Below are 22,671 nucleotides of genomic sequence, written 5' to 3' on the forward strand. Positions count from 1 at the left end.
ATAAATGGATATTAAAAAAACAGCTAATTTATTACTTAATTTTACTTTAAAACGATTAGCAGAAATATCTGGTATATTAATTTTCTCTGCTGGTATTCTTTTATTTATTGCACTTTTTTCATATTCACCTGAAGACCCTAACTTTATTTTTCCTAAAGATACTGAAATTAAAAATTTGTTAGGGTTTCAAGGAAGTTTTATTTCTGATCTGTTTTTTCAATCTTTTGGATTTATTGCTTATCTAATTTCTTTCACATACATAATTACTGGAATTAATATATTTCGATTAAAAGAATTTTTTTTAATAATTGAAAATACATTTATAGCAATATTATACACTACAATTGGAACACTATTTTTAAACCATTTTTATTCTGATGCTTTTACACTTTACATAAATGGAAATGGAGGTTTTGTTGGAGACTATTTTGGACAAACTTTTTTAAACTCAATAATTCTTATAAATGAAACATTAATTTACTATGTCTTAGTTATACTGATAATTACTTTATTTTTATTAAGTATAAATTTCCATCCAATTAAATTTTATAAATTTTTAATTAAAATTTTTCAATTTTTGAATAAAAAAGAAAATAAATCTTACACTGATAAAAGTGAACTTATAAGCGAATATATTCCTCAAGAGGAAATCAAAAACTTAATACAGGAAGACTTACCATTTATTAAAGCAGAGAATAAATCAAACTCTATAAATAAATTTCAATTACCAAAAATAGAATTGTTAAAAGTTCCAACCAAGAAAGAAAGAGAAAACTCAAATAAAAATGAAACAAATGATCCTAAATTTTTAGAAAAAATTCTAATGGACTTTGGAGTTAAGGGGGAAATTCAGAAAGTAAGTCATGGACCAGTTGTAACACTCAATGAATTTGAGCCAGCTGCTGGAGTAAAAGTTTCTAAAATTATAAATTTATCAGATGATATCGCTAGAAATACTAGCTCTGAATCTGCTAGAATTTCAACTATACCTGGGAGTAATACTATAGGAATTGAATTACCTAATAATTCAAGAGAAAACGTTTATCTCAGTGAAATTCTAAATAATGTCGATTTTAAAAAGAAGGAAACAAAATTACCAATAGCTCTTGGTAAAAATATTTCTGGAAAACCTGTTGTAGGAGATCTATCTTCTATGCCGCATTTACTGATTGCTGGTACCACAGGTTCAGGAAAATCTGTTTGTATCAATACAATTATTTTATCTCTTCTTTACCGTCACACACCTGAAAGATGTAAGTTTATATTAATTGATCCTAAAATGCTTGAGCTTTCAACATATGAAGGCATACCACACTTACTTTGCCCTGTAATAACTGAAGCTAAGAAAGCTGCATCAGTTCTTGGTTGGGTAGTAAAAGAAATGGAAAGTAGATACAGGTTGATGACAAAAGAAGGAGTTAGAAATATTGATGGTTACAATGCCAAGCACAAACTTCCAATGCCCTACATAGTGGTAGTGGTAGATGAAATGTCAGATTTAATGTTAGTGGCAGGAAAAGAGATAGAAAACTATATTCAAAAATTATCTCAAATGGCTAGAGCAGCTGGAATTCATATTATTATGGCTACGCAAAGGCCTAGTGTCGATGTAATAACAGGTACAATTAAAGCTAATTTTCCAACAAGAATATCTTTTCAAGTAACTTCAAAAATAGATAGTAGAACAATTTTAGGTGAACAAGGAGCAGAACAATTATTAGGAAAGGGAGATATGCTTTATATGTCATCTGCTAACAGAATAGTAAGAATTCATGCTCCATTTGTCTCAGATAATGAAATAGAGAAAATAAACAATTTCTTAAGATCACAAGCTGAACCAGACTATATTGATGAAATCTTAAATTTTGCAGATGAGAAAGAGTTAGGATCAAATACAGATCAAGGAGATAAAGATGAATTATATCAACAAGCTGTTGAAATAATTAGATCTGAAGGAAAAGCCTCTACCTCTTTTTTACAAAGAAAACTTCAAATTGGGTACAATAGAGCTGCACGAATAATTGATATGATGGAAGCTGCTGGAATTGTTAGCAAAGCAAATCATGTGGGTAAAAGAGACGTTCTTTGATGTTGAGATTGTTTCTATTAGTTTGTCTAATTAGTTTATCTAGCGAGGTAAATGCAAATAATAAAAATCAAATAATTAATAAATTAAAAGATACTTTAAATTTAAATTTTGATTTTGAGCAAGATATAAATGGAAAAATTGAGTTTGGGAACTGTACAATTCAATATCCAAAAAAAATGTTTTGTGTGTATGATCGAAAAAACAAAGTTATAGTTTCAAATGGAAAATCTTTAGTTATAAAATCTACTTCGAGCTACTATAGATATCCATTGGACAAAACACCATTAAATTTTATTTTAGATAAAAATTTCTTATTAAAAAAAATATCCGAATTAAATGAAGAAATTATTAATAATTCTCTGGTCAAATTTACAATAAATGAAAATAATCAATCAATAGAGATTTTTTTTGATATAAATAATTATAATTTAATTGGCTGGCAAACTAAGGATATTTATCAAAATATTGCTGTCACACTTCTTTATTCAATTAAATCAAATCAAATTGTTGATGAAAAAATATTTAAAATTCCTCTTCAAAATTAAATTTTAACAATTTCTGATTTAAATATTTTCATTCCTCTAGCTAGATAATTATTAAGTGCATTTTTATGATCCAAAGAACACGTATGAAGCCAAACTCTCTCTACATTTTGTTGAAATGATTTTTTAATAGCATCCGATAGTAAAAATGAGCCTAATTTTTTATTTTGATATTCTTCTAATATTCCAAAGTACGCGATCTCTACTTCTTTTTTATCTGAATGAATAATTAATTCGAAAAAACCAACTAAATCTTTTTTATTTTTTAATACAAATGTTTTAACATTTTTGTTAGATACGTATTTGATCCACTGCTCTTCTGTCCATATTAATCTATCGATCCATTTATGTTTTTTACCTATATTTTTATAAAAAAATTTATTTAACTGAAAATCAATCGGTTCAATTAAATTAACTTTGTAATCTTGTGAAGGTAGTTCACCGTATTTTAAATCATGCAGTGAGTTTATTTCTAAATAATTTCTTTTAACTTCTTCTGTCACTCGACCATTTTTCCAACACGTTCACCGCCAAATAAATGAAAATGCAAATGAGGGACCTCTTGACCACCATGTTCACTAATATTAGCCAGTGCCCTATAACCTTGACCTACTTCTGTTGAAATACCAAGCTTTTTTGCAACTATGCTAATACCTTTCAAAAGACCGGCCATCTCTTCTGGTGATGCATTGATACTAAAATCGTCAAGATCTATGTATTTTCCCTTAGGAATTACTAGAGCATGAACTTTCTTTTGTGGGTTAATATCATGGAATGACAAGACATAATCATCTTCGTAAATTTTATTACAAGGTATCTCTCCACGTAAAATTTTAGCAAAAATATTATTCTCATCGTAGTTCATTTTTTTCTTTTTTCTAATTCTTCCATTACTTCTTCAATTTTTACATCATTAGCTTCTAAATACATTAGCAGATGATAAAAGACATCAGCTGCTTCGTGAATTTTGTTTGTATTTTCCTCTATAGCTTCAATTAATTCATCAATTTCTTCTAAGACCTTTGCTTTACTAAGAGATTTGTCTGTAAGCAATTTGTTTGTATATGAACCTTCAACTGGATTAGTTTTTCTTTCTCTTGCAAGTTTAATTAAATTTTCTAATGTATTAAGCATATTAAATTCTAACAGGTATTCCTTTTGAATCCAAATATTCCTTCGCCTCTTTTACAGAGTGTTTGCCATAATGAAATATTGATGCTGCTAAGACTGCACTAGCATTTCCCAATTTAATTCCATCAACTAAATGATCCAGATTCCCTACTCCCCCCGAAGCAATGACAGGAATATTTACCCTGGATGAAATTTTAGACATAAGCTCAATATCATAACCTACTTGAGTGCCATCTCTATCCATTGATGTTATCAATAGCTCGCCTGCCCCACTACTTTCCATTTTTGATGCAAATTCTATTGCATCAATTCCAGTATTATTTCTTCCACCGTGTGTAAAAATTTCCCATCTGTCAGCATTTTTTTTAGCATCAATAGCAACCACTATACATTGTGAACCAAATTTTTTTGAGCTTTCAACTACTACCTCAGAATTTTTAACTGCTGCCGTATTAATAGAAACTTTATCTGCTCCACAATTAAGTAATTTATTAATATCATCAATACTTCTGACGCCCCCTCCAACTGTTAATGGAACAAAACATTTTTTTGAAGTTTTCTGTACGACATCATAAATTGTATCTCTATTTTCATTTGATGCAGTAATATCTAAAAAACAAATTTCATCTGCGCCACCATCTGAATAAATTTTAGCTTGTTCGACAGGGTCACCTGCGTCCTTCAGATCAACAAAGTTAATCCCTTTTACAACACGGCCATTTTTAACATCTAAACAAGGTATTATTCTATTCTTAAGCATTTACTTCTTTGCCTAATTCATCCAATTTAATATCGCCATCGTATATAGCTTTTCCAACTATAATGCCTTCAATATTTTTATTATTTAATTCCTTTGCTTTTTTAATATCATCTATTGAAGAAACTCCACCTGATATAATAACTGGACAATGAGATGTATCAGCAACCTTAGCTGTTTCTTCAAAATTAGGACTTTGCTTCATTCCATCTCTATTGATATCAGTAAAAATCAATCTACTTGCTCCATATTCATTTACTTCTTTTAAGTAATCTAAAGTCAATTGATTTGAATTTTCTTTCCAACCAGAAACAGACAAATAACCGTCTTTAGCATCTAAACCTAAGGCAATTTTGTCTGGAAATATTTTACAGGCTTCTTTTAAAAAATTTTTATCTTTTATGGCAGCACTTCCTAAAATAACTTTTTCAACACCAGCATCAGTATATTTCTGAATACTTTCAAAATTTCTTACACCTCCGCCAATCTCAATTTTAAGATCAAATTTAGTAACTATTTCTTGAATAATATCTAAATTAACTGTTTCACCAGTTAATGCCCCATCTAAATCAACTATGTGTAAGTTTTTAAAACCATGATCTTTATATTTTCTAGCTTGTTCAACAGGAGACATTTCATATTCAGTTTTATTATCAAAGTCTCCTTTTACTAACCTCACACACTTTTTGTCTTTAATGTCTATTGCTGGAAATATCTTCATTATAAATTTATAAAATTATCAATTATTTTGAGTCCAATTTTATCACTTTTTTCAGGGTGAAACTGTGTTCCAAAAATATTTTCTTTTTCAACTGAACAAACGATATTTGAAGAATAATCTGTAGTTGCAGAAATCACATTTTTATCTTCTGGAATAAACTCATAACTGTGTACAAAGTACATGTGAGATTTATTATCAATACCTTTAAATATTTTACTATCTTTCTTTATATCAATTTCATTCCATCCAATGTGAGGGAGTTTAAATTTTCCATTTTGATTATCTATTTTAGATACCTTGCCAGATATCCAACCAAGGCCTTTGGTTTCTATTTCTTCATATCCAATATCTGCAAACATTTGTAGTCCAACACAAATGCCAAGAAGAGGTTTTTTATTATTATTTGCAAATTCATTCAAAGTATCGGCTAAACCATTGATATTGTTCAATGCATCAACACAACTTTTAAACGAACCCTGCCCTGGCAAAACCACCTTATCGGAAGATTTAATCTTGTTTAAATTTGAGGTTACTTCGATATTTACTTTATTATTGGCAACTTCATTAAACGAGTTTATTACCGAGCTTATATTGCCCGAATTATAATCAACAATAGTTACGTTCATTAAACTTATAATGAGCCTTTAGTTGATGGAATACTTTTTTTGCTTCTAGGATCCATCTCTAATGCCTCTCTTAATGATCTTGCTAATGCTTTATAACAAGACTCTATAATGTGATGACTGTTATCACCATAAATATTTTCAACATGCATTGTAATACCTGCGGCCTGTGAAAATGCCTGGAACCATTCCTTAAACAATTCAGTATCCATCTCACCAAGTTTCTCAACTTTTATTTTTACTTTCCAAATTAAATAAGGTCTGTTCGATACATCTATTGCAACTCTAGTTAATGTTTCATCCATAGGAATAACTCTGTGTGCATATCTTTTAATTCCTACAAATTTGTTTGCAGCTTTTTTTAAAGCTTCACCAATCGCAATGCCTGTATCTTCTGTAGTGTGGTGAAGATCAATATGAGTATCACCTTTTGCTTCAACCTTTAAATCTATTAATGAATGCTTAGACAGTTGTTCAAGCATATGATCTAAAAAACCTATTCCAGTATCAATCTGGTATTTACCTTTACCATCAATGTTTAATTCAACATTAATACTGGTTTCTTTTGTTTTTCGAGAAACTTTTCCTTTTCTAGCCATATATTTTAAATGGTATACATACTTAATCCAACTATATCAATATTAGTGTAAAGACTTGAAGTATCAAAAATAGTTACCATTTATTAGATATGACAACAATTGTACTAGTTAGAAAAAATAATGAAGTTGTAGTTGCCGGTGACGGACAAGTAAGTATGGGAAATACTGTTGTTAAAAGCACAGCATCGAAAGTTAGAAAAATTGAAAAGAGAGATGTGGTTGCAGGATTTGCAGGATCAACTGCTGATGCATTAACTTTATTTGAAAGACTAGAAGGAAAATTAGAAAAACATGCTGGTAATTTATCTAGAGCTGCTGTTGAGTTAGCAAAAGATTGGCGAACGGATAAATACTTAAGAAGATTAGAAGCATTAATGGCTGTTGGTGACAAAAATAAAAGTTATATAATTTCTGGAACTGGAGATGTTTTAGAGCCTGAAGGTGATGTAATTGGAATTGGTTCTGGTGGAAATTATGCCTTAGCAGCAGGAAAAGTTTTAATGGAAAGTAATTTATCTGCAGAAGAAGTTGCAAAAAAAGCAATTAAAGTTGCATCTGATATTTGTGTTTTTACAAATGATAATGTTAAAATTGAAAAAATATAATGGATAATTCAAACGTAACCCCACTACACCCAAAAGAAAAAAATCAAAAAGAAGACACCTCTTTAGTTAGTTCTTTGTCTCCAAGAGAAATAGTTTCAGAATTAGACAGATTTGTTGTAGGACAAAACAAAGCAAAAAAAGCTGTTGCTGTTGCCTTAAGAAACAGGTGGAGAAGACAAGCTTTAAAGGGTGAAATGAAAAATGAAGTTCTACCAAAAAACATTTTAATGATTGGACCAACTGGTGTTGGTAAAACAGAAATTTCAAGAAGACTATCAAAGCTTGCTGAAGCTCCTTTCGTAAAAGTAGAAGCTACAAGATTTACAGAAGTTGGATATGTGGGAAGAGACGTTGAACAAATTGTAAGAGATTTAATTGAAATCGCAATCTCAATGGAAAAAGTAAAAAAGAGAAAAGAAGTTTTTACTCAAGCTCAAAAAGCTGCAGAAGAAAAAGTTTTAGATGCTTTAGTTGGAAAAAAAGCAAGTTTAGCTACTAGAGAAAGTTTTAGAAAAAGATTACGAAATGGTGATTTAGATGATAATGAAATTGAAATTTCAGTCAGCGATAGTGGTTCAAATGGTGCTTCTTTTGAAATTCCTGGCATGCCTGGAGCAAACGTTGGTATGATTAACATTGGTGAAATGATTGGGAAATCAATGGGAACTAAAGAAAAGAAGAAAAAAATGACAGTCAAAGAATCACATGAAATTTTAATCAATGATGAGTCAGATAAGCTAATCGAACAAGATAAAATTATTAAAGCAGCAAAACTCTCAACAGAAAATAATGGTATAGTTTTTTTAGATGAGATAGATAAAATTTCTGCAAGAACTGATAGGGTTGGAGGAGACGTCTCAAGAGAAGGAGTTCAAAGAGATTTATTACCTTTGATTGAAGGAACAACTGTTAATACAAAACATGGTCCAATTAAAACTGATCATATTTTATTTATTGCATCAGGTGCTTTCCAGCTCGCAAAACCCTCTGATCTGCTTCCTGAATTACAAGGAAGATTACCGATTAGGGTGGAACTTGAAGCTTTAACTAGCGAAGATTTTAAAAGAATTTTAAGGGAGCCTGATTTTAGTTTGATAAAACAATATGTGGCCCTTTTGAAAACTGAAAATGTTGATCTTGAATTTTCTGATGATGGTATTGATGCCATTGCCAATATTGCATCAGAAGTAAATACTACAGTTGAAAATATTGGAGCCAGAAGGTTGCACACAATAATTGAAAAAATTTTAGATGAAATAAGCTTCACTGCAACTGATCGTGCTGGGGAAAAAATTGTTATAAACAAAGATTATATCAATAAAAATCTTGATAATTTAGTCAAAGATACCGACCTTTCAAAATTTATACTTTAAGCAGCCTCTATAAATATCCAAGCTCTGACATTTCTTTTTCAAACTCTTTTTCAATTTTTTTTCTAATTTCATCGCTCAAATTATTCTTCCAATCATTCTTTGGCCCAAGATTAAAAAAATTTTTTCTTTTACCAGTTTTCTTGTCAATGACTGCTTCCGTAAATGTTTCTTTTTGTTCTTTAATTTTCATGTTCTTAAATTCTGTAGATTTAATTGCCCTATTTAACTTAATCATATCTATATCTATATTTGCCCCTAGTGATTTCAAAAATTTAAGAACTTTAAGCATAACTGTTTTTTTTTTATTTATTAAATCCTCATATTTAATAAGCAAATAATTACTATGATTTTTTAATTGTTTCCATGAGTTAAAATTAAAACTCCATGATCCAATAAATACTTTTGCATTTAAATCTGTTTTGGCCATAAATTGTTCTTTGTTAATCATCGTTTCAATTGCCTCATCGATAGTATAATCATAATGGTGAGTTAAAGAAGAAACTACATTTCTAGGATCACGAACTATATGAATTGTACCTAATGTGTTCTTTAAATTTGTAAAATCACTATCATAAACCTTTGCATATGAACTATGAGTTTTAAAAAATTTTAAATTTCCTTTTTCTTTATTTATAAATTCTTGGGCCTTAATAAAATTTTTAAAAGAATCTTTTTCATTGTTAATATCTACTCCAACAGATAATAAATGACTTAATAGAGGAAATTGCGTTATTTTATATAAGTTTTCAAAACTAAATTCTCCATTATTAGAGAAGAAATAAGAACTCAAAATAGATCTTAAAAGTGTATTTCCACTTTTTGGATAGGAAGCAAGCCAAACGATCATTTAATTTTATTTTTTTTTAATAATATATAAAAAGCCCCTTCACCTCCATCTTCGATTGATGCTTTTTTAAATTCAATTATTAATTTCATTAGTTCATTATTATTTTTTATATACTCTGGAACGGAATATTTTAAAATACTTAAATCCTTAGAGATATATGGATTGCTTTCGTTGTTGGAATGAAGGCCTTTTCCAGTTATCACTCTTATTAAATTTATATTATTTTCGAAAGACTCTTTAATAAATTTTTCTATTTTTTTATTTGCATCATCTAAAGTATATCCATGTAAATCAATATATGAAATTTTAGTGGTTTTTTTTTTAATATAATTTTCTTTATCAATTAACTTCTCTTTACTAGACAAAAAGTTTTCCCAATCTTTTTTATCTTTACCTGAAAAATTATTGTTCAATTATGTTAAAATGTTAATAAGCTGCCAGTTAGGATTAGTTGATGTGGTGTCTCTTGAAAATACCCACGTATCATAAATTTTTTTAATTTTTTCAGGATCCCCTGATACAATTTTTTTTTCTTTATCCTTAACGCATGTTATTACTTCAGCAATAAAATCTACTGTTACATTTAAAATATTTCCAATCTTTTTATATTCTTTAATGTCAGCTTTATTAATTCCAATGAAAGTAATCTCGGCAAAGTGACCTCTCTTTGTTCTCTCTTTTAAAGCTTCATCAAATTGATCATATATTTTATTGTTTAACAAAGGTTTTGCATTAGTAATTTTGTTATCGTTATCACCAAAATCAGTAATGATTGTCTCATAAGCTATCTTTGCACCATCCAAAAATTCTTTTTTTGCTTTATCATCAAAATTATTTTTTGAGCTTTTGTTGCGCTCGACATTTATTTTTTTAATAGCTTCTTTAAATTGTGCTGGAGTTTTTCCCTCAAAACCTGTTCTTTTCCCCAAAATTCCTCTCAACCTTAAAAAAATAAATCCTGCGATCATGACTAATAAAATAATATCAATGTATTGAAAACTATATTGCATGGTGAGATAGTAATTACTCTATTGATTAATTTCAACCGGCAATTTAGATTAAAGACAAATGAACACAATCTTAATATTAATAATTTTAGTGCCAATAATTGAAATATATCTTTTTATTAAAATTGGAGCAGAAATTGGAGCGATTTATACTATTTTATTAATTTTTTTTACTGCAATAATTGGGGTTTATTATGCAAAATATGAGGGATTAAACACTCTTAAATCTGGAATTTTACAAATAAAAAAAAAAGAAACACCGGCTTATGAGGTTATATCAGGTGCTGCAATTGCCTTCGCGGCATTACTTTTGATAATTCCAGGTTTTGCAACTGATATGGCCGGATTTTTGCTAATTTTTCCATTTAGCAGAAAGTTAATTTTTAAAACTATTTTTGAAAATTTTAATATAAAAAAAAAACAGAGAAATAATTTTATTGATGGAGAATATGAAGATATAGGAAATGACGATGAAAACAGAAAAATATAAAATTTTAGGAAAATATATAAAAGATCTTTCAGCTGAAACTCCAGATACAGAAACATACTTATTTGTAAAAGAGAGAATAAATAAATATCAGCTAGGTATAGATATAAATTCTGTAGCACTAAAAAATAAGATGATTGAAGTTAACACAAAATTTAAATTTCATGATAGTGAAGATAGTAAAAAAAAATCTTATTTTGAAATTGTTTTTTCCACAATAATAAAAATAAATGATGAAACCATAGAAAAAAAAGAATTAGAAAAAATAATATTATGTGATCTTCAGACAAAAATTTACCCGCATATGGAAAAATCATTGTTGGATTTGTTGCATAATTCAGGTTATCCAGGTGTAAAATTTGACAAAAAAATTAATTTTGAAAACTTATATAATCAACGACTTAATTAAAAAAAATTTTTTTTAAGATTAGTTTTTAAATATTCTTTATGTCTTTGAATTTCTTCTTTAGTTGGTGTTATTATTTTTTTATAATAATCGACTTCTATATTTCCAATATTATCTAAAATTTTATTACTACTAAAATCTAAGGTAGGTTCTTTCTGATCAATTAAATTAATATATACTTTTGCTAATAAATCACAGTCTATTAATGCAGTATGACGAGTTCTACGAGAGTTATCTATTCTAAATTTTTTACATAACGCATCTAAATTTATTTGAGATCCAGGATATTTTTCTCTTGCCAAAGTCAATGTATCTACAACTTCATTTTGAAGTTTATTTTTACCAAATAAATTAAGCTCATTATTTAAATGAGCTAAATCAAATTCAGCATTATGTATAATAAGTCTCTTGTTATCTATAAATTCTAGAAAACTGTCAGCTATTTCACCAAATTTTTTTTGTTTTGATAAAAATTCATCAGAATATCCATGTACCTCAAAGGCTTTTTCTGAAACTTTTCTTTCAGGATTTAAATAACAGTGGAATTTATTTTGAGTTGGAATTAAATTATTTAATTCTATACACCCAATTTCTACAACCCTATGGCCATCTTTGATAGATATTCCGGTTGTCTCTGTATCTAAAACTATTTCATTCATCTATAAAATTTTTTTTAAAATTATTTTTATTTGTATTTTAACAGGCTTTTCCTTAAAAGTATTTTTAATTACGAAATGAGATTTTTTCTTTTTATAACTTGGTTTTAACTGAATTTTTCTAAATATATTTAGAACTTTAATATTAAAATTTTGTCTTTTTTTAAGTTTTCGATCAATGTCTTTTCTTTTCGAGTCTACATAAATCAATATATCTTTTTTATCAAAAATTTTATTTTCAATTAGTAAAGGTATATCCAAGATAACAAATTTTTTATTTTTATTTCTATTTAAAAAAGTTTTTAATTTTTCTCTAATTTCTTTATGAACAATGTCATTTATCTTTTTAAGATTATTTTTGTTTGCCAATATTGCTTTTGCAATCTCAATTTTATCTACAGGAAAAGTATAAATATATTTAGGTAATTTTTTTTTTAACTTAAGGTATGTCTTTTTGTTTTTTTTGTATAATTTTGAAACTTCATGGTCTGCATTAAAAACAGGATATCCAAAATTTTTTGCTACAAATGATTTTCCAGACCCAATATCTCCAACTATACCTATTCTAATCATCATCTAGTAAATCAAGTACTTTGTTATTTATATTTGGCTCAATGTTGTGCCACAATTTAAATGCTTCAAAAGCTTGATAAATAAACATTAATTTACCATTTTCTGTTTGATTTCCTAATTTTTTTCCTAATTTTAAAAAATTAGTTTCTTTAGGATTATAAATAACATCATAGAAAAACTTATCTGTACCAATCTTAAGAGTGTTTAAGTTGATGGTCTCATTATTTAAACCTAAACTTGTGGCGTTTATAATCATATCAAAATCAGGTAACTCACCCCAACTTACAGTATTAATTTTATTAAATTGATTTTTTAAATCCTGAGCTTTATTACTAGTTCTGTTGCTTATAGTTATTTCTGAAGCCTCCATTTTACTTAAAGCAAAAATTAATGATGGGACCACTCCACCAGCACCTAAAATTAAAATTTTCTTATTTTTAATTTTGTAGTTCAAACTATTTATTGCTTTCTGAAAACCACTTATATCTGTATTGTGACCAACAAGGTTACCGTTATGAAAACAAATTGTATTTACTGACTGTGTCTGTTCTGCTTCTAAACTTAATCTATCTAAAAAGGGAATTACTGTTTTTTTAAATGGAACAGTAACATTGCAACCATTTATTTCTTGTTTTTTTATTTTAAGAAAAAAATTTTCAATTTCGTTTTTTTCAAGTTTAATTTTTTCATAAACTGCATTAATACTATTTTGTTTTAACCAATAATTGTGCAATTTTGGAGATAATGAATGATTAATTGGGTTTCCGATTACAAAATATTTTTTCATTTTTGTAAATTTAAATATTCTTTAATTTTTTTTATAGGTAAGCCCATTACTGTATCTTCATCCCCTTCGATACTGCTGAATAAATTTCTACCTTCCCCCTCAATTTGGTAAACATTATAAGCGTAAAGATTTTCATCCGATATCTTAGATAAATATTCTACCAACTCCGAATCTGAAAAATTTTTCATTTTAAGGATTGCCTTATCAGTATAGTTCCAAATCATGGAACCATTTTTTGAAATACAAACAGAGCTTATAAGGAAATGAGGTTTTCCATTCAATTTTTTTAGTATTTTCATTGCTTCATCTCTATTCTCAGGTTTTGAAATTAACTCTCCATTTAAATCAATAACACTATCTGCTCCAAGTACTATTCTGTCTTGAATTTTAGCACTAACTTTGTTTGCTTTTAACTCTGCTAAATTTTTTGAAATTATTTCTGGGCTAGCATTTTCCTTAAGTAAAGAGAGTTTTACAATATCTTCATCAACGTTTGAAGGTTCTATGATGTTTTTTATATTATTTTTATCTAAAATATATTTTCTAACTTTACTTTTAGACGCTAGAATAATTTCATTTTGCATTATTTAAAAATATTTCGTGAATTTTAATTATAGAAGCAGCTGTTTCTTCAACAGATTTTCTTGTTACATCTATTAAGGGCCATTTATATTTCTGAAATGTTTTTTTTGCTTGTAGAACTTCTTTTTTTATACTCTCTAAGTTAGTATAATCTATACTTTCTGTTTCTTTTAAGGAATTCATTCTATTTTTTCTTAGATCTGCTAATCGTTCAGGTTCTGTACTTAATCCAACAACACAAGTTATATGGGGATTCTGTTTAAGTTTTTCTGGTAAGGAGTTTTCATTAACCAAGGGAATATTTGATGTCTTAAAGCCTTTGTTAGCAAGATAAATAGAAGTTGGTGTTTTGCTGGTTCTACTAACACCTACAAGAATAATATCGGATTCTTCAACTTCACTAATCAAATTTCCATCATCATGATTCATTGTAAATTGAATTGCTTCAATTCTATCATAATATTCATCATTTAAAACGTGTTGTCCGCTTGGTTCGTGGGTTGCTTTTTGATTTAAAATTTTAGAAAAATTTAAAATTAAATTACCTAATACTCCAAAACAAGGAATCTTTTTTTTTTCACTTTCGTTTGACAAATATTTTGCAAGGTTGTTGTCTACAATGGTATATAAAATTATCGAATTTTCATTTTTTTTTGCGTCTTCTAGAATTTTTAATATTTGATTTTCTGTTCTTGTAAATGAATATGAATGAACTTTATATTCTATATTTAAAAATTGTGCTTTTAGAGCCAAAAATATTCTATCTAAAGTTTCGCCAGTAGAATCAGAAATTAAATAAATTTGATATGTATTACTCATAAATAAATTGTTAATAAATGTGTATTATTTTGATTAAATTATACAATTTTAAATTTCTCCAATAAAATCCGTAAAACCTGACTTTTATTAACAATAATAATAAATAAGCTAAAACAATCCACAAAAATTAAAATAATCAAAAAAGCTTCATTTTAAACAATTTTAATCAGCAAACATGTTTGTAAGTTGTGAATATAATGTTTATAAAAAATAATCACCTTTATTCACAAGATATATTAATACTACAATAATTTATAAGACTTTTATATGAAACCTTTAAACAAAGTAATTATCGACAAAGACACTTCATTCAATCCTCTTTGGATAATGAGACAAGCAGGTAGATATTTGCCAGAATTTAGAGAAATTAGAAAGAAAAATCTTGATTTTATTAATCTATGTTTAAATGACAACTTATCAGCTGAGATAACATTACAACCATTAAAAAGATTTGATATTGACGCTGCAATAATTTTTTCCGATATTTTAATGTTACCTTATGGTCTAGGCCAAAAAGTAAAATTTGAAAAAAATTTTGGTCCGAAGCTAGAAAATTTAGATTTAAATAAAATAGCAAAATTGGACGAAATAGATTTTGTTGAAAAGATATACCCAGTTTACAAAGCTATCAAAAAAGTAAGTTCAGATCCAATCGTAGAAAACAAAAATACTATTGGTTTTGTAGGCGCTCCATGGACTCTTTTAGTTTATATGATTAATTTAAAATCTCCGAAGAAAGATTTAAATGAAAATTTTTTTAAAGATGAGTTTTTAATAAACAGAATTTTATTAATTATAGAAAAATTTTTAAAAGTTCATATTAAAAACCAAATAGATAGTGGAGCAAATGTTATTCAGATTTTTGATAGTTGGGCTGGTTTACTAGAAGAAAAAGACTTACCTAATTATATTTACACACCTACTTTGAATTTAGTAGATTATGTTAAATCTTTTAATATACCGGTGATATGTTTTCCTAGGGAAATTAAAAATTATAAGGAATTTTGCGAAGTTGTTAATCCTGATGCAATAAGCATTGATTATAATGTGGACCCTAAAAAAATACTTAAAGATATAAAAATTCCTATTCAAGGAGGCTTAGATCCAAAAGTTCTTTTAACAGATTATGAAAATTTAAAAAAAGAAACTTCTAGATATTTAGAAATTTTCAAAGACCATCCATATATATTTAATTTAGGTCATGGTATTTTGCCAGAGACTAATCCAGTGATGGTTGAAAATTTAATAAAAATAGTAAAAAATAATTAAAATATGGACGTTAATCATCCACCAATAAAATATGGAAAAACAGGTGTTCTAATTATTAATTTAGGAACACCAGATTCAACTAGCTGGTTTGATATAAGAAAGTATTTAAGAGAGTTTCTTTCAGATAGAAGAGTGATTGAAGTAAATCCTATAATTTGGCAAATAATTTTGAATTTATTTATTTTAACTCTTAGACCTTCAAAAACTGCCAAGGCTTACAAACAAATTTGGATGAAAAACGAAAATATGTCTCCGCTTCTCTATTATACCAAACAACAAAGTGAAAAGACTTCTCAATTATTTAATAAAGAAAATATCATAATAGACTTTGCGATGAGATACGGTAATCCAAGTATAAAGAGCAAAATAGCAAAACTGCATGATATGGGCTGTGAAAATTTAGTTATACTTCCTCTTTATCCACAATATGCGGCAGCTACAACGGCCACAGTCTGTGATGAAGTTTATAGAACTTTAATGAAAATGAGATGGCAACCTTCTCTAAAAATAATTCCACATTATGAATCTAATTCTTTTTATATTGATGCATTAGTTAATTCGATAAATAAAAAAATTAATGAAATTAATTGGAAACCAGATTTAATTATAGCTTCATACCATGGGATACCAAAAAAATATTTTGATAAAGGAGACCCGTATCATTGCTATTGTCACAAAACAACAAGACTTATTTCAGAAAAATTTACCTCCATTAAAATTAAAACTACTTTTCAATCACGATTTGGTCCGCAAGAATGGCTTCAACCATATACTGACAAAACTTTAGAAAGTTTACCTAAAGAAGGAATTAAAAATATTCTCACAATTTGTCCAGGTTTTTCATCAGACTGCGTAGAAACTTTGGAAGAAATATTAATTCAAGGGAAAGAAAGTTTTATAAATGCTGGAGGGTTAAATTTTGATATGGTTCCATGTTTAAATGACAATGATGATCATATATTTTTGTTAAAATCTTTAATTGAAAACAATATCTAATTAATGAATACATATTTACTATTTAAATCTTTACATTTGATAGCAGTTGTTTCCTGGATGGCTGGTCTTTTATATCTACCAAGAATTTTTGTTTATCATGTCGAGAATAAAGAAAAAAAAGAAGCCACCGATATATTTGAAGTGATGGAGAGAAAATTATTCTTTTATATTATGCGTCCCGCAATGATATTTACTTGGGTATTTGGATTGATTTTGATTTATTTAAATGGAATAGAAATTTTTGCACAGTTGTGGTTTCAGATTAAGATAGTTCTGATAGTTTTGTTATCAGCCTATAATGACTTTTTGGGAAAATGTCTTGTTAGTTTAAAAAATTCTACAAGCACAAGATCTGCTAAATTTTTTAGAATTATTAATGAAATACCAACTGTAATTTTGATTATTGTTGTATTTTTAGCTATTTTTAAGCCAATCTAGGGTTGAAATAAAAAAATCAGCATATATATATAACCTTGTTGATAAGTCCTTATCAAAAAATTAATCATGAACATTCAAGAACTAAAACTTAAATCATCTGAACAGCTCATTACACAGGCAGAAGAGCTTGGGATTGAAAATGCTAGCACATTAAGAAAACAAGAAATTCTCTTTGCTATCCTCAAAAAAGTTGCTGAAAAAGAGGAAATAACTGGTGTAGGTGTTTTACAGCTTTTACAAGATGGTTTTGGTTTTCTTAGAGCAATGGAGTCGAACTATCTTCCAGGACCAGATGATATATATGTGAGTCCAAGCCAAATTAGAAGATTTGGTTTAAGAACTGGAGATACTGTTGAAGGACCAGTCAGAGCCCCTAAAGAAGGAGAAAGATATTTTGCGTTGTTACAAGTAAGTAAGATAAATTTTGAAGAACCAGAAAAAGCAAGACATAAAATTGCTTTTGACAACTTAACGCCATTATACCCAGACAAACAATTGGTAATGGAAATTGAAACAACAAAGGTAGAAAAAAAGCCAGATCTTACCCCAAGATTAATTGATTTAGTTAGCCCAATTGGAAAAGGTCAAAGATCAATAATTATATCTCCACCTAAAGCTGGTAAAACTATGATTTTACAAAGTATTGCTAATTCAATAGCCAAAAACTATCCTGAGTGTTACCTTATTGTTTTATTGATTGATGAAAGGCCTGAAGAAGTTACAGACATGCAGAGGACTGTAAAAGGCGAAGTAATTAGTTCTACTTTTGACGAACCAGCACAAAGACACGTAGCTGTTGCTGAAATGGTTATAGAAAAGGCAAAAAGATTAACTGAACACAAAAAGGATGTTGTTATCCTATTAGACTCGATAACAAGATTGGGAAGAGCATATAATGCTGTAATACCAAGTTCAGGAAAAGTTTTAACAGGAGGTGTAGATGCAAATGCACTTCAGAGACCAAAAAGATTTTTTGGTGCTGCAAGAAATATAGAGGAAGGTGGATCATTAACTATTATTTCTACTGCTTTGATTGATACTGGAAGTAGAATGGATGAAGTTATTTTTGAGGAATTTAAAGGAACAGGTAACAGTGAAACTGTCCTAGATAGAAAAATTGCAGATAAAAGAATTTATCCTGCAATTGATATAACAAAGTCTGGAACAAGAAGAGAAGAGCTCTTGTTTGATAAAAACGATTTACAAAAAATGAATGTATTAAGAAGAATAATTGCTCCAATGGGAACTATGGATGCAATAGAGTTTATAAATTCAAAATTAAAAGATACTAAAAATAATGCTGAGTTTTTTAACTCAATGAACAAACCAGCATAAAAATTTTCTATAACATTTTAAGTTTTACAGCGATGCAAATTTGAAGATATAATCTTCAAATGACAATTTATGCTTTATCTACTGGACCCGGTGTTTCAGGTGTTGCAATTGTTAGAATTTCAGGAGAACAATCTTCAAAAGTAATTAAGATCCTTACAGGTAAAAAGGTTCCTCAGCCAAGAGTAGCAACATTAAGAAAAATCAATAAAATCAACACTTCTGAGTTAATTGATGAAGGTATAATATTGTGGTTTCCGGGGCCTCAGAGCTACACAGGCGAAGATATGGCTGAGATACAAGTCCATGGTAGTAAGGCTGTGGTAGACGCCCTACAATCCTCTATTTCTAAAATTGAAAATTGTAGATTAGCAGAACCAGGTGAATTTACTAAACTTGCATTCCAAAATGGAAAAATAAACCTATTAGAAGCAGAAAGTATTGCTGATTTAATTTCATCGGAAACAGAAATTCAAAGACAACAAGCAATTAATATTATGAATGGTAAGTCTGCAGATCAATTCAATTTTTTAAGAGAAAAACTTTTAAAAATTCTGGCTCATGTTGAAGCTCAAATAGATTTTCCGGATGAAGATTTGCCAAACACTATCCTTGATGAAATTAAAAATAACTCAAGTGAAGTTATTAAAAAAATTGAAAAAATTTTAAATGATCAAAAAGTTGGAGAAAGAATTAGAGAAGGTTTTAAGATTGCAATTCTTGGACCCACTAATGCAGGGAAATCTAGTTTAATAAATCATTTATCAAATAGAGATGTTGCAATTGTTTCTGAAATAGCTGGTACTACAAGAGATGTTATAGAAACTCATCTTAGTATAGATGGTTATCCCGTAATAATATCTGACACAGCTGGTATCAGAGAATCTAAAGATGAGATAGAAAAAAAAGGTATTAAATTATCTTTAAATAGAGCAGAAGAAGCAGATTTAAAGCTTGTAGTGGTGGATGCAAAAAGCCTTGATTTTAATGATGTTTTGAAGGGTTTATTAGATGAAAATGCAATTTTAGTTATAAACAAGTCTGATCTTTTAGAAAAAGAAATTGATCCAGAAATTAAAAATATAAATCATGTTTTAATCTCAATTAAGGATAATAAAAATATTGATGAACTAATTTCAAAAATAAAAAATAATTTAAAAAATAAATTTATAACTAGTGATGATATTTTAATTACTAGAGAAAGACACAGACAACATTTGGAACAGTGTTTAGATCATTTGAATAACTTTAATCAAAAAAAAGAAATAGAAGATTTTGATAAAGCAGCAGAAGATTTAAGGTTAGCTACTAGACATTTGGGCATGATCGTTGGAAAAGTTGATGTAGAGGAGATATTAGGTAGTATTTTCAACGATTTTTGCATCGGTAAGTAATCCCCTATTTTCCTTATTTTTTAGAGATTTTTATCCAAAACTATTGATAATTAACGTTTATTTACAAAAAATTAAGCCTGTCTTGTAAATTATGTATTCACATATAAATTCAACCCATGAAAAATGATTTGTCATTTGATGTAGTTGTAATTGGTGGAGGTCATGCAGGATGTGAGGCAGCTGCTGCTTCTGCTCGACTAGGAGTTAACACTGCCCTATTCACCCATAAAATAGAAACTATTGGTGAGATGTCATGTAACCCTGCAATTGGTGGTTTGGGTAAAGGTCATTTAGTTCGAGAAATAGATGCACTTGATGGTGTTATGGGAGATGTTGCAGATAAATCAGGCATACAATTTAGATTATTAAATAGAAGCAGAGGTCCAGCAGTACGTGGACCAAGAACTCAATCAGATAGAGCGCTTTACCGTAAATTTATGCAAGAAAAACTTATAAACTACTGTAATTTAAACATTTTTTCAGATCCTGTAATAAAGTTTATTTTTAATAAAAACACTATAAGCGGTTTTGAAACTAAAGAAGGTAAAAAAGTATTATGCAACAAGTTAATACTAACAACAGGAACTTTTTTAAATGGTTTGATACATATAGGTGATGAAAGAACACCAGCAGGTAGGTATGATGAAAAGCCTTCAACAGGTTTAAGTGAACAATTAGCAAAATATGATTTTAAAATTGGAAGATTAAAAACTGGAACGCCTCCAAGACTAGATGCAAGAACGATAAATTTTGAAAACCTTGAAGAACAATTTGCAGATGATGATCCTTATTTTTTTTCTTTCCTGACTAAAAAAAATTTAAACAAACAAGTGTCATGTCGAATGACCTATACCAATGAGAAGGTTCATAAAATTATAGAAAAAAATTTATCTAAAAGTGCAATGTACTCAGGTAATATTAAAGGAATAGGCCCAAGATATTGTCCATCTATAGAAGACAAGATAGTAAAATTTGCAGATAAAGTTCGTCATCAGATTTTTTTAGAGCCAGAAGGGCTTAATGATCACACAATTTACCCAAATGGGATCTCCACATCGCTTCCCTCGGAAGTACAAGAAGAAATATGTAATAATATCAATGGTTTAGAGAATGTTACTATTATAAGACCAGGATATGCTATAGAATATGACTATATAGATCCACGTGAACTATTCTTGACCCTTGAAACTAAGAAGATCAGCAATCTTTATCTTGCTGGGCAGATTAACGGAACAACAGGATATGAAGAAGCAGCTGCGCAAGGCCTTATAGCCGGGATAAATGCAGCTTTATCTGTTAAAAATTCTGAGCCTTTTATCCTTGATAGATCCGATGCCTATATTGGTGTAATGATTGATGATTTAGTTACTAAGGGAGTTGCAGAGCCATACCGTATGTTTACTTCAAGAGCAGAATATCGATTAAGTTTGAGAGCAGATAATGCAGATCAAAGATTAACAGCTAAGGGAATAGAAATTGGGTTAATTAGAGAGGAAAGAAAAGCTTTATATTTGGATAAATTTGACAAAATTGAAAAAATTAATTTCAAAATGAATAAATCTAGTATTTCACCATCTAAAGCAGAAAAATTTGGGATTAAAATAGCGAAAGATGGAATATTGAGATCTTCAAATGAGGTACTAACTCAAAAAGACGTAAATATGAGTAAAATTAGAGAAATATGGCCTGAAATCCCCTATTTTAGTAAAGAAATTGATGAACAAGTAGAAATTAATGCTCATTACAGGGGGTATTTAAAGAAGCAAAAAGCAGATATTTTAGCATTTAAGAGGGATGAGAACTTAATTATTCCTGATAAAATCAATTATGATGGGCTTTCAGGTTTGTCTAATGAGGTTAAAGCTAAATTTAAAGAAATAAAGCCTAAAACTATGGGTCAAGCTTTAAGAATTGATGGAATAACCCCAGCAGCTGTATATATTTTGTTGTCACATGTAAAAAGAAAGTCTATTAAGCATATAGCTTAATGGATCAAGAAATTTTAAATTCTTACTCTAGACTTAATGATCTAAATGTTTCACGTGAAACATTTTTAGACTTTGAAAACTATATATCTCTGATTCTGGAAAAAAATAAAAAAATTAACATAATTGGTCAAAATACAGCATCAAAAAATACAATAATTGATCGTCATATTATAGATTCAGCACAAATAATTGATTTTATTGATTTAAATTGCAATACAACCACAGATTTAGGATCTGGAGCTGGTTTACCAGGGATTATAGTAGCAATTATACTAAAAAACATGAAAAATAAAATGAATGTCCATCTATATGAAAAAAGCTACCATAAAAGCCATTTTTTGAAAGAAGTTTCAGAAAAATTAAATTTAAATACAAAAGTATTTCAAAAAAATATTTTTGAGATAAAAAATTTAGAGACAGGTACGATTATGTCGAGAGCATTTAAACCTATGCCTGTTGTTTTAGATTTAGTTTATGAAAATTTTTCGAAATATAAAAATTTAATTTTTTTTATGGGCAAAAGTGGAAAAAAAGTTTTTGAAAATTCTAAAAAAAAATGGAGTTTGGAATATATAGAAAAGAAAAGTTTAACAAGCAATGATTCATTTTTAATAAATATAAAAAAAATTAAAAAAAAAAATTAAAAAAAA

General features: G+C 28.3%; 28 protein-coding genes. 13 read left to right on the forward strand and 15 right to left on the reverse strand.

The window, feature by feature from the left end; translation table 11 throughout:
• Positions 1–4: 4 nt before the first annotated feature.
• Together VP90_RS04860 and VP90_RS04865 are read left to right on the forward strand one after the other, a co-directional pair.
• The gene (locus VP90_RS04860) at positions 5–2,089 is read left to right on the forward strand and encodes a DNA translocase FtsK (RefSeq protein ID WP_262589986.1); all 2,085 of its coding nucleotides are present in this window, start codon (positions 5–7) and stop codon (positions 2,087–2,089) included.
• Positions 2,089–2,634 carry an outer-membrane lipoprotein carrier protein LolA gene (locus tag VP90_RS04865; RefSeq protein WP_262589987.1) on the forward strand — a complete coding sequence of 182 codons (546 nt, stop codon included), beginning with the start codon at positions 2,089–2,091 and terminating at the stop codon, positions 2,632–2,634. Before VP90_RS04860 ends, VP90_RS04865 begins: the two co-directional genes overlap by 1 nt.
• On the opposite strand, the gene VP90_RS04870 is transcribed toward VP90_RS04865, so the two are convergent.
• Genes VP90_RS04870 through hisB form a run of 7 tightly spaced genes read right to left on the reverse strand, consistent with a single transcriptional unit; the run spans position 2,631 to position 6,462 of the window.
• Positions 2,631–3,134, reverse strand: a complete 504-nt coding sequence (locus VP90_RS04870; RefSeq protein WP_262589988.1) for a GNAT family N-acetyltransferase — start codon at positions 3,132–3,134, stop codon at positions 2,631–2,633. The genes VP90_RS04865 and VP90_RS04870 overlap by 4 nt on opposite strands.
• Positions 3,131–3,496 (reverse strand): histidine triad nucleotide-binding protein, encoded by a 366-nt coding sequence (locus tag VP90_RS04875; RefSeq protein ID WP_262589989.1) that lies wholly within the window; start codon positions 3,494–3,496, stop codon positions 3,131–3,133. Before VP90_RS04875 ends, VP90_RS04870 begins: the two co-directional genes overlap by 4 nt.
• Complete coding sequence (hisE, locus tag VP90_RS04880) at positions 3,493–3,765, reverse strand: phosphoribosyl-ATP diphosphatase (protein ID WP_075506069.1); 273 nt, start codon at positions 3,763–3,765, stop codon at positions 3,493–3,495. Before hisE ends, VP90_RS04875 begins: the two co-directional genes overlap by 4 nt.
• A 1-nt stretch (position 3,766) precedes the next feature.
• Positions 3,767–4,522: an imidazole glycerol phosphate synthase subunit HisF gene (gene hisF, locus VP90_RS04885; RefSeq protein WP_262589990.1), complete on the reverse strand. Its 756-nt coding sequence runs from the start codon at positions 4,520–4,522 to the stop codon at positions 3,767–3,769.
• On the reverse strand, positions 4,515–5,240 hold the full coding sequence (gene hisA, locus VP90_RS04890) for a 1-(5-phosphoribosyl)-5-[(5-phosphoribosylamino)methylideneamino]imidazole-4-carboxamide isomerase (RefSeq protein ID WP_262589991.1): 726 nt from the start codon (positions 5,238–5,240) through the stop codon (positions 4,515–4,517). Before hisA ends, hisF begins: the two co-directional genes overlap by 8 nt.
• Positions 5,240–5,866 (reverse strand): imidazole glycerol phosphate synthase subunit HisH, encoded by a 627-nt coding sequence (gene hisH / locus VP90_RS04895; protein ID WP_262589992.1) that lies wholly within the window; start codon positions 5,864–5,866, stop codon positions 5,240–5,242. Before hisH ends, hisA begins: the two co-directional genes overlap by 1 nt.
• A gap of 5 nt (positions 5,867–5,871) precedes the next feature.
• Positions 5,872–6,462 carry an imidazoleglycerol-phosphate dehydratase HisB gene (gene hisB, locus VP90_RS04900; protein ID WP_262589993.1) on the reverse strand — a complete coding sequence of 197 codons (591 nt, stop codon included), beginning with the start codon at positions 6,460–6,462 and terminating at the stop codon, positions 5,872–5,874.
• An 89-nt stretch (positions 6,463–6,551) separates the two neighbouring features.
• On the opposite strand from hisB, the gene hslV reads away from it, so the two are divergent.
• Together hslV and hslU are read left to right on the forward strand one after the other, a co-directional pair.
• Complete coding sequence (gene hslV / locus VP90_RS04905) at positions 6,552–7,067, forward strand: ATP-dependent protease subunit HslV (protein ID WP_262589994.1); 516 nt, start codon at positions 6,552–6,554, stop codon at positions 7,065–7,067.
• Positions 7,067–8,440: an ATP-dependent protease ATPase subunit HslU gene (gene hslU, locus VP90_RS04910; RefSeq protein ID WP_262589995.1), complete on the forward strand. Its 1,374-nt coding sequence runs from the start codon at positions 7,067–7,069 to the stop codon at positions 8,438–8,440. Before hslV ends, hslU begins: the two co-directional genes overlap by 1 nt.
• 7 nt (positions 8,441–8,447) lie before the next feature.
• Here the strand turns inward: hslU and VP90_RS04915 are convergent, their stop codons facing one another.
• The 3 genes from VP90_RS04915 to VP90_RS04925 are packed head-to-tail and all read right to left on the reverse strand — an operon-like array spanning position 8,448 to position 10,297.
• Positions 8,448–9,287: a sulfotransferase domain-containing protein gene (locus VP90_RS04915; RefSeq protein ID WP_262589996.1), complete on the reverse strand. Its 840-nt coding sequence runs from the start codon at positions 9,285–9,287 to the stop codon at positions 8,448–8,450.
• A complete protein-coding gene (locus VP90_RS04920; protein ID WP_262589997.1) occupies positions 9,284–9,700 on the reverse strand; it encodes a Smr/MutS family protein in 417 nt (138 codons plus the stop codon). The genes VP90_RS04915 and VP90_RS04920 overlap by 4 nt, the downstream gene beginning before the upstream one ends.
• A complete protein-coding gene (locus VP90_RS04925) occupies positions 9,701–10,297 on the reverse strand; it encodes a Tim44/TimA family putative adaptor protein (RefSeq protein ID WP_262589998.1) in 597 nt (198 codons plus the stop codon).
• A 58-nt stretch (positions 10,298–10,355) separates the two neighbouring features.
• Here VP90_RS04925 and VP90_RS04930 point away from each other — a divergent pair, with 58 nt between their 5' ends.
• Together VP90_RS04930 and VP90_RS04935 are read left to right on the forward strand one after the other, a co-directional pair.
• Positions 10,356–10,784: an FxsA family protein gene (locus VP90_RS04930; protein ID WP_262590000.1), complete on the forward strand. Its 429-nt coding sequence runs from the start codon at positions 10,356–10,358 to the stop codon at positions 10,782–10,784.
• Entirely contained in the window at positions 10,765–11,190 is a 426-nt protein-coding gene (locus VP90_RS04935; RefSeq protein WP_262590001.1) for a protein-export chaperone SecB, read from the forward strand. Before VP90_RS04930 ends, VP90_RS04935 begins: the two co-directional genes overlap by 20 nt.
• Here VP90_RS04935 and dnaQ read toward each other — a convergent pair.
• From dnaQ to VP90_RS04960, 5 genes are read right to left on the reverse strand one after another with little or no spacing between them, the layout of a single operon-like run.
• Complete coding sequence (gene dnaQ, locus VP90_RS04940; protein WP_262590003.1) at positions 11,187–11,846, reverse strand: DNA polymerase III subunit epsilon; 660 nt, start codon at positions 11,844–11,846, stop codon at positions 11,187–11,189. The genes VP90_RS04935 and dnaQ overlap by 4 nt on opposite strands.
• The gene (gene coaE, locus VP90_RS04945) at positions 11,847–12,419 is read right to left on the reverse strand and encodes a dephospho-CoA kinase (protein WP_262590004.1); all 573 of its coding nucleotides are present in this window, start codon (positions 12,417–12,419) and stop codon (positions 11,847–11,849) included.
• A complete protein-coding gene (aroE, locus tag VP90_RS04950) occupies positions 12,409–13,203 on the reverse strand; it encodes a shikimate dehydrogenase (RefSeq protein ID WP_262590005.1) in 795 nt (264 codons plus the stop codon). Before aroE ends, coaE begins: the two co-directional genes overlap by 11 nt.
• Positions 13,200–13,787, reverse strand: a complete 588-nt coding sequence (locus tag VP90_RS04955; RefSeq protein ID WP_262590007.1) for a Maf family nucleotide pyrophosphatase — start codon at positions 13,785–13,787, stop codon at positions 13,200–13,202. The genes aroE and VP90_RS04955 overlap by 4 nt, the downstream gene beginning before the upstream one ends.
• Positions 13,777–14,604 carry a pyruvate, water dikinase regulatory protein gene (locus VP90_RS04960; protein WP_262590009.1) on the reverse strand — a complete coding sequence of 276 codons (828 nt, stop codon included), beginning with the start codon at positions 14,602–14,604 and terminating at the stop codon, positions 13,777–13,779. The genes VP90_RS04955 and VP90_RS04960 overlap by 11 nt, the downstream gene beginning before the upstream one ends.
• 267 nt (positions 14,605–14,871) lie before the next feature.
• Between VP90_RS04960 and hemE the strand changes: the two genes are divergently transcribed.
• The 7 genes from hemE to VP90_RS04995 all read left to right on the forward strand — a co-directional run bounded on the left by hemE (position 14,872) and on the right by VP90_RS04995 (position 22,665).
• Positions 14,872–15,873 carry a uroporphyrinogen decarboxylase gene (gene hemE, locus VP90_RS04965; RefSeq protein ID WP_262590010.1) on the forward strand — a complete coding sequence of 334 codons (1,002 nt, stop codon included), beginning with the start codon at positions 14,872–14,874 and terminating at the stop codon, positions 15,871–15,873.
• Between the two features lie 3 nt (positions 15,874–15,876).
• On the forward strand, positions 15,877–16,869 hold the full coding sequence (gene hemH / locus VP90_RS04970) for a ferrochelatase (protein ID WP_262590011.1): 993 nt from the start codon (positions 15,877–15,879) through the stop codon (positions 16,867–16,869).
• A 3-nt stretch (positions 16,870–16,872) separates the two neighbouring features.
• A complete protein-coding gene (hemJ, locus tag VP90_RS04975) occupies positions 16,873–17,307 on the forward strand; it encodes a protoporphyrinogen oxidase HemJ (protein ID WP_262590012.1) in 435 nt (144 codons plus the stop codon).
• 66 nt (positions 17,308–17,373) lie between these two features.
• Complete coding sequence (gene rho, locus VP90_RS04980; RefSeq protein ID WP_262590014.1) at positions 17,374–18,642, forward strand: transcription termination factor Rho; 1,269 nt, start codon at positions 17,374–17,376, stop codon at positions 18,640–18,642.
• Positions 18,643–18,701: 59 nt separating this feature from the next.
• Positions 18,702–20,033: a tRNA uridine-5-carboxymethylaminomethyl(34) synthesis GTPase MnmE gene (mnmE, locus tag VP90_RS04985; RefSeq protein WP_262590015.1), complete on the forward strand. Its 1,332-nt coding sequence runs from the start codon at positions 18,702–18,704 to the stop codon at positions 20,031–20,033.
• Positions 20,034–20,149: 116 nt separating this feature from the next.
• A complete protein-coding gene (gene mnmG / locus VP90_RS04990; protein WP_262590016.1) occupies positions 20,150–22,021 on the forward strand; it encodes a tRNA uridine-5-carboxymethylaminomethyl(34) synthesis enzyme MnmG in 1,872 nt (623 codons plus the stop codon).
• Positions 22,021–22,665, forward strand: coding sequence for a 16S rRNA (guanine(527)-N(7))-methyltransferase RsmG (locus VP90_RS04995; protein WP_262590017.1), 645 nt, complete (start codon positions 22,021–22,023; stop codon positions 22,663–22,665). The genes mnmG and VP90_RS04995 overlap by 1 nt, the downstream gene beginning before the upstream one ends.
• The last annotated feature ends 6 nt before the right edge of the window (positions 22,666–22,671 follow it).

The organism is Candidatus Pelagibacter ubique HIMB140, assembly GCF_025558165.1.
In the GTDB taxonomy this organism is placed as follows: domain Bacteria; phylum Pseudomonadota; class Alphaproteobacteria; order Pelagibacterales; family Pelagibacteraceae; genus Pelagibacter; species Pelagibacter ubique_T.

Coding starts and splice junctions, on each gene's coding strand:
- VP90_RS04935 (WP_262590001.1), top strand. CDS start 10,765: ATGAAAACAGAAAAATATAAAATTTTAGGAAAATATATAAAAGATCTT.
- VP90_RS04865 (WP_262589987.1), top strand. CDS start 2,089: ATGTTGAGATTGTTTCTATTAGTTTGTCTAATTAGTTTATCTAGCGAG.
- hslV (WP_262589994.1), top strand. CDS start 6,552: ATGACAACAATTGTACTAGTTAGAAAAAATAATGAAGTTGTAGTTGCC.
- VP90_RS04930 (WP_262590000.1), top strand. CDS start 10,356: ATGAACACAATCTTAATATTAATAATTTTAGTGCCAATAATTGAAATA.
- rho (WP_262590014.1), top strand. CDS start 17,374: ATGAACATTCAAGAACTAAAACTTAAATCATCTGAACAGCTCATTACA.
- VP90_RS04955 (WP_262590007.1), bottom strand. CDS start 13,787: ATGCAAAATGAAATTATTCTAGCGTCTAAAAGTAAAGTTAGAAAATAT.
- hemH (WP_262590011.1), top strand. CDS start 15,877: ATGGACGTTAATCATCCACCAATAAAATATGGAAAAACAGGTGTTCTA.
- VP90_RS04925 (WP_262589998.1), bottom strand. CDS start 10,297: ATGCAATATAGTTTTCAATACATTGATATTATTTTATTAGTCATGATC.
- aroE (WP_262590005.1), bottom strand. CDS start 13,203: ATGAAAAAATATTTTGTAATCGGAAACCCAATTAATCATTCATTATCT.
- hemE (WP_262590010.1), top strand. CDS start 14,872: ATGAAACCTTTAAACAAAGTAATTATCGACAAAGACACTTCATTCAAT.
- hslU (WP_262589995.1), top strand. CDS start 7,067: ATGGATAATTCAAACGTAACCCCACTACACCCAAAAGAAAAAAATCAA.
- coaE (WP_262590004.1), bottom strand. CDS start 12,419: ATGATGATTAGAATAGGTATAGTTGGAGATATTGGGTCTGGAAAATCA.
- dnaQ (WP_262590003.1), bottom strand. CDS start 11,846: ATGAATGAAATAGTTTTAGATACAGAGACAACCGGAATATCTATCAAA.
- VP90_RS04995 (WP_262590017.1), top strand. CDS start 22,021: ATGGATCAAGAAATTTTAAATTCTTACTCTAGACTTAATGATCTAAAT.
- hemJ (WP_262590012.1), top strand. CDS start 16,873: ATGAATACATATTTACTATTTAAATCTTTACATTTGATAGCAGTTGTT.
- VP90_RS04860 (WP_262589986.1), top strand. CDS start 5: ATGGATATTAAAAAAACAGCTAATTTATTACTTAATTTTACTTTAAAA.
- hisA (WP_262589991.1), bottom strand. CDS start 5,240: ATGAAGATATTTCCAGCAATAGACATTAAAGACAAAAAGTGTGTGAGG.
- hisE (WP_075506069.1), bottom strand. CDS start 3,765: ATGCTTAATACATTAGAAAATTTAATTAAACTTGCAAGAGAAAGAAAA.
- hisB (WP_262589993.1), bottom strand. CDS start 6,462: ATGGCTAGAAAAGGAAAAGTTTCTCGAAAAACAAAAGAAACCAGTATT.
- VP90_RS04875 (WP_262589989.1), bottom strand. CDS start 3,496: ATGAACTACGATGAGAATAATATTTTTGCTAAAATTTTACGTGGAGAG.
- hisH (WP_262589992.1), bottom strand. CDS start 5,866: ATGAACGTAACTATTGTTGATTATAATTCGGGCAATATAAGCTCGGTA.
- mnmG (WP_262590016.1), top strand. CDS start 20,150: ATGAAAAATGATTTGTCATTTGATGTAGTTGTAATTGGTGGAGGTCAT.
- hisF (WP_262589990.1), bottom strand. CDS start 4,522: ATGCTTAAGAATAGAATAATACCTTGTTTAGATGTTAAAAATGGCCGT.
- mnmE (WP_262590015.1), top strand. CDS start 18,702: ATGACAATTTATGCTTTATCTACTGGACCCGGTGTTTCAGGTGTTGCA.
- VP90_RS04960 (WP_262590009.1), bottom strand. CDS start 14,604: ATGAGTAATACATATCAAATTTATTTAATTTCTGATTCTACTGGCGAA.
- VP90_RS04915 (WP_262589996.1), bottom strand. CDS start 9,287: ATGATCGTTTGGCTTGCTTCCTATCCAAAAAGTGGAAATACACTTTTA.